The sequence below is a fragment of the Microcoleus asticus IPMA8 genome (assembly GCF_013179805.1).
Classification (GTDB): Bacteria; Cyanobacteriota; Cyanobacteriia; order Cyanobacteriales; family Microcoleaceae; genus Microcoleus; species Microcoleus asticus.
This window is the reverse complement of record NZ_SRRZ01000229.1, coordinates 1-4668: the sequence shown is the minus strand read 5'-3', so window position 1 is coordinate 4668 and position 4668 is coordinate 1. Positions and strand designations below refer to the sequence as shown.

The following is a 4668-nucleotide window of genomic DNA, read 5'->3' as shown; positions in this document are numbered from 1 at the left end:
AATATGATTCAGGATGTCGCTCATGTTTCTGTCTCAAAAAAGCTTTACGATCTTCTTGTACCACAAAATGTTACTATTTTGGAGATGTCTAGAGTTGTTAGCACAACACGTTTGATTTCTTACTTATGGCTCGCAATATTTCTTTAGTAATTCCTTCTCTTCTTGAGTGACGCCAAACGTAATAAATATATCGGGCTTGGGCATGGACAGATACCACAGTTATAGATACCTTAATTATAGTGGTTAAGGTATTAAACCACTTTACAATCTAGAAACAAGTCAGTATTTGTAAGTGCGGGATAAAAATAATTGACTGTGATCCCCCGCGCTCAGACATTTTTTGCCAACACCCCTGTTAACAAGTCTAGCACTGCTTTGGTTGCTAAGTAAACGCCATAAGTCGGCAACATCAAACCTGTAACAGACGAAAAAAAAATGATTACCCGTCCACGATCGTCAAGCCGAGTTGCGACCTCTTGCAAACCTAAAAAAACGCCTTTGATGTTGATTTGAAAAAGCGGAACGTTATAGCTCGATCGCGATCGACTGTATCAATACTTCAAAGTTACCTGTAGAGCGTTATTAAACTCGATTAGCTCGCTCCCGCTCCCCCATTCTCACTAAACCCAGTCTTAAGCTACTAAAGTTTGTCACCTTTAGTTTATTTTTTTATGGTTTTAATAAATATTTTAAACAAATTCGTCAAGCTAACAATTCACTCACAGCTACGCTAAAACCTGATTCATCGTAAAGTTACCCGCTCGCGATAAATTCGTAGGGCTGTATTTTTTTGCCGAACAATCGCACTTTTTACTGTCTAAGCGCTGACCATCACTGTTTGCACCCTTCCGCAAATTAATTGATTCGCTTTGTATAGGGGGTAAATCATGATTATTTTTCATCCAAAAATGAATCGACAGCTTTTTGCTTCCACTCGGGAAGCTGTATTTCATTTTCATCAAGGTATTTTATAAGTGCAGCGTGTGAGGCTTTTAGAATTTTTCTTGAAACTTCCTTGATGAAATTGAATTGCTCATCAACATACGTCTTTGATACGATCAACGAGTCAAAAAACGGACGCTCCTGTCCAGACCCAAGTATACTTTTATTTTGTGCAATGTATGAAGATGTATATGTTCCTCCGTGATGAACTAACAAGTTACGATCTCTGAGTAAATCGCCATACATATGTATCTCATCCTTAGAGAATGGAGAAATAAAAATCAATGCTCTATACAGCGCATTAATTTTTTTTGCAGTTCCAAAGTCATACTTCTCTGCAATTAGAAAACCGATATTGCAAGATAGAGAATCACCTAGTTCAAGTGCTTTAGCTGGGTCAATATTAATATCCTGCCCGTTTTTAGACAGGTTCTTAAGAATAGATGGTTCTATGTCGTACTTTGAAGCAAAGTGGTCTTTGCAAAATGCTTCAAAGTACGACACAAGTCCGATCACACACAACTCATTTAACTGACTACCACCGCGTTTATCTGATTGCGTCAGATAAAGTTGCTCTAGTCCATGAAGCGTGTAAGAGAAGAAAAAAGGGGCTGTTGTAACTCCACCAGAAAATAGATCTAGCCAATCATCTGAATTCCTTTTTACACACATACCTTTTATTACTTTTTTTAATAAATAATTTTAACATATTCCTCAAGCTAACAATTCACTCACAGCTACGCTAAAACCTGCAAGTACCCTTTGAGTGTTAACAACTTCATCGGCATTAAACAACAACCAGCGTTGCCCTGCATTCACAAATATTAATCTAGCTTCAGGAAATAGCAGCCAAACTTCTAAACATCCCGATTCCAAATATTCTTGAGCTTTCGCAAATAACTCTTCGCCGCTATCTTCCGGGGAAGCAACTTCCGCTATCAAAGGAAAACTTTGGGAAAATGCTGTAAAATTGCCTGATTCTGGCAACAATTCAGGAGTAATGTAAGCAACATCGGGACGGCGACTCTGTTTGTTAGTGCGACAAAGTATTTCTGTAAGAACTTCTCCTCCTTGTCCGCTGGATTCTTTATAATTTCCCCAGAAACGTGATAATTTAGATTGAGCTAGACTGTGCTTGAATGTCATTCCTGTTTTCTCCACTAAGTTGCCGTCAACCCATTCCATTCTATCAGCAGGTCTGACTAAAAAATCTTCAAGAGATATGACTTTTTTAGGCTCAGATTCGGGGGAAATTTCTGGTGTATTTTCTAATTGAGGATCTGATTCTAACTCTGAGTTTTGGTCGGCATTTTGGGGTATAATTATAGTAGCTGTCATGCTCGCAACCTCTGTTTAACTATTATAATTTTACAAGCGATCGCTCTCGATCGCATTTAATGACATGATTGAAATTGGTAGATTTGGTCTTTTCAACTTAGCCCGACAATTTATATATCATAGCAATTCAGAAAGGTGACTTTCATGATTCTCTCAAACCGTTTTTCTGAAGCCCTCACCTATGCCGCCGAATTGCACGCTACCCAAGTTCGCAAAGGTTCGGGCGTTCCCTACATTGCCCATTTGTTGGGCACTGCTAGTATAGCTTTAGAATATGGGGCAAATGAAGATGAGGCGATCGCAGCTTTGCTTCACGATGCGATCGAAGATCGAGGCGGCCCCACCACCCGCGAAGCCATCCGCCGCCGCTTTGGCGATACCGTCACAGCGATTGTAGACGGCTGTACCGACAGTGACGAGACGCCGAAACCCCCTTGGCGTCAGCGAAAACAAGCTTATATCGATCGCATTTCTACAGCTTCAGCCTCAGTGAGATTAGTCTCGGCTGCTGATAAACTTTATAATGTTCGATCGATCCTGAAAGATTCCCGTCAATTGGGCGACGTTGTTTGGGAACGCTTCAAAGGCGGCAAAGAGGGTTCTCTCTGGTATTATCGTTCTTTAGTAGAAGCATTCCGCAAAGCTGAGTTAACGCCCATAGTTGAAGAATTAGACCGCACAGTTTTAGAATTGCAACAGTTTTCTGAAGGCTGAAGACTGAAGGTAAAAATCACTAATTATCAATTACCAATTACAGTCACAAAATGGCAAATGTTCGCTTAGAAAATATTACCCGACGCTACCAAAACGTCACCGCGATCGAAAACATCAGCTTCAAAATCCCGGACGGGGAATTTTGGGTATTAGTCGGGCCATCCGGCTGCGGGAAATCCACAATTATGCGGACAATTGCCGGCTTAGAAACCGCAACTTCCGGCAATCTTTACATCGGAGATAATTTAGTTAACAACATTCCGGCCAGACAGCGGGATGTAGCAATGGTGTTTCAAAATTACGCGCTTTACCCGCACATGACTGTCGCAGAAAATCTGGCTTTTGGATTGCGGATGCGGAATGTTGACTCGACTAAAATTCAAGAACGAGTCGAAACAGTGGCCCGATCGCTCTCGATCGACCACCTCCTCAAGCGTAAGCCCAAACAGCTATCAGGCGGACAGCAGCAGCGGGTAGCACTGGGAAGGGCGATCGCCCGCGAACCGAAAGTATTCCTTTTAGATGAACCGCTTTCTAACCTCGACGCTCAACTGCGAGACGACACTAGAGCCGAACTAAAACAACTGCATCAACGGCTGGGAATTACCACAGTTTACGTCACCCACGACCAAGTGGAAGCGATGACTTTAGCTGATAAGATTGTAGTCTTAAATGGGGGAAAAATTCAACAAATTGGAGACCCGCAAAGCATTTATGCCAAACCAGCTAACCGCATGGTTGCCACATTTTTAGGCAATCCCGCCATGAACATTTTGCCTGTAATATATACTAACGAATCCTTTCAAGTAGGAAATCAAGCTTTAGCCTGTCCGCCCTCGATTCAGAAAAAATTGCAGGCGAGAGAAGGACAAGGATTTGATTTGGGTATCCGTCCAGAAAATATAGAAATCTTTACGCCACAAACAGTAGAAGATGATGATTTGAAAACCGATGTTTGGGCTTTAGAAAAAGTTCCTCTTGATGTAGAGGTAAAAGTAGTGGAACCTCTGGGGCGAGAAACTTTAATTCGGGCTAGTTTGCCTTTGGTGAGCGCTGAAACTACTGTACAGTTACAAATACCTGCGAGTGTTCGCTTGCGATCGGGCGATCGGCTGAAGGTACAGCTTGACTTCGATCGACTATTTATATTTGACCCATCCACAGGTGAGGCGCTTTATCCTTAACTCGATTGAACCTAAAATCTGGAAATCTCAAATCTTAAATAGATAGGATTTGTGCACGCTGACCTCAGAAACCAGGTTTCTTCCTGTATTTCTCGTTCCTCGTCCCAAATTTTTAGTAGAAACCGGGTTTCTCCACCCCATGCGTAAGTCCTGATAGACTGACTTTTGGAGTGGGGAGGTTTTTATTGCTCGTTACAAAAATTTACACTTGACATTTATTAATTTACGGAGTAATGATACAATTAGTGTCCGCCCCAAAGAAAACTATCATCTCAAAGGCGTATCATTCCTGGCTCGGCGCGATCGCCACCTACGACTGCGCATCTTCCCGCTCAGAAGCGACCTGACGCGCCGACTTGGGAGCAACTGGCGAACCAAAAACTCATAAAAATAAAAACGTTATATAGCAATTCCATTTGAGATGTAAATATGTATTTCGATGGTAAAATAGAAAAGTTTGATAATAAATGAAAGGGAAGAAAGCAAATGG

General features: G+C 41.7%; 5 protein-coding genes. 2 read left to right on the top strand and 3 right to left on the bottom strand.

The genetic code is table 11. The features are described 5' to 3' along the window. Positions 1-329 precede the first annotated feature (329 nt). The 3 genes from E5S67_RS34935 to E5S67_RS31030 form a co-directional block, all read right to left on the bottom strand. Positions 330-509: an SDR family NAD(P)-dependent oxidoreductase gene (locus E5S67_RS34935; RefSeq protein WP_422614730.1), complete on the bottom strand. Its 180-nt coding sequence runs from the start codon at positions 507-509 to the stop codon at positions 330-332. 382 nt (positions 510-891) lie between these two features. Further along, entirely contained in the window at positions 892-1614 is a 723-nt protein-coding gene (locus E5S67_RS31035) for a hypothetical protein (protein ID WP_172193179.1), read from the bottom strand. Positions 1615-1656: 42 nt separating this feature from the next. Then, entirely contained in the window at positions 1657-2280 is a 624-nt protein-coding gene (locus E5S67_RS31030) for a Uma2 family endonuclease (protein WP_172193177.1), read from the bottom strand. A 144-nt stretch (positions 2281-2424) separates the two neighbouring features. On the opposite strand from E5S67_RS31030, the gene E5S67_RS31025 reads away from it, so the two are divergent. Together E5S67_RS31025 and E5S67_RS31020 are read left to right on the top strand one after the other, a co-directional pair. Beyond that, on the top strand, positions 2425-2994 hold the full coding sequence (locus E5S67_RS31025; protein ID WP_172193175.1) for an HD domain-containing protein: 570 nt from the start codon (positions 2425-2427) through the stop codon (positions 2992-2994). 50 nt (positions 2995-3044) lie between these two features. After that, complete coding sequence (locus tag E5S67_RS31020; RefSeq protein ID WP_172193173.1) at positions 3045-4178, top strand: ABC transporter ATP-binding protein; 1134 nt, start codon at positions 3045-3047, stop codon at positions 4176-4178. Positions 4179-4668: the final 490 nt, after the last annotated feature.

Bases quoted from the DNA above. Each gene is read 5' to 3' on its own strand.
- E5S67_RS31030 (WP_172193177.1), bottom strand. From the start codon at position 2,280: ATGACAGCTACTATAATTATACCCCAAAATGCCGACCAAAACTCAGAG.
- E5S67_RS31035 (WP_172193179.1), bottom strand. From the start codon at position 1,614: ATGTGTGTAAAAAGGAATTCAGATGATTGGCTAGATCTATTTTCTGGT.
- E5S67_RS31020 (WP_172193173.1), top strand. From the start codon at position 3,045: ATGGCAAATGTTCGCTTAGAAAATATTACCCGACGCTACCAAAACGTC.
- E5S67_RS31025 (WP_172193175.1), top strand. From the start codon at position 2,425: ATGATTCTCTCAAACCGTTTTTCTGAAGCCCTCACCTATGCCGCCGAA.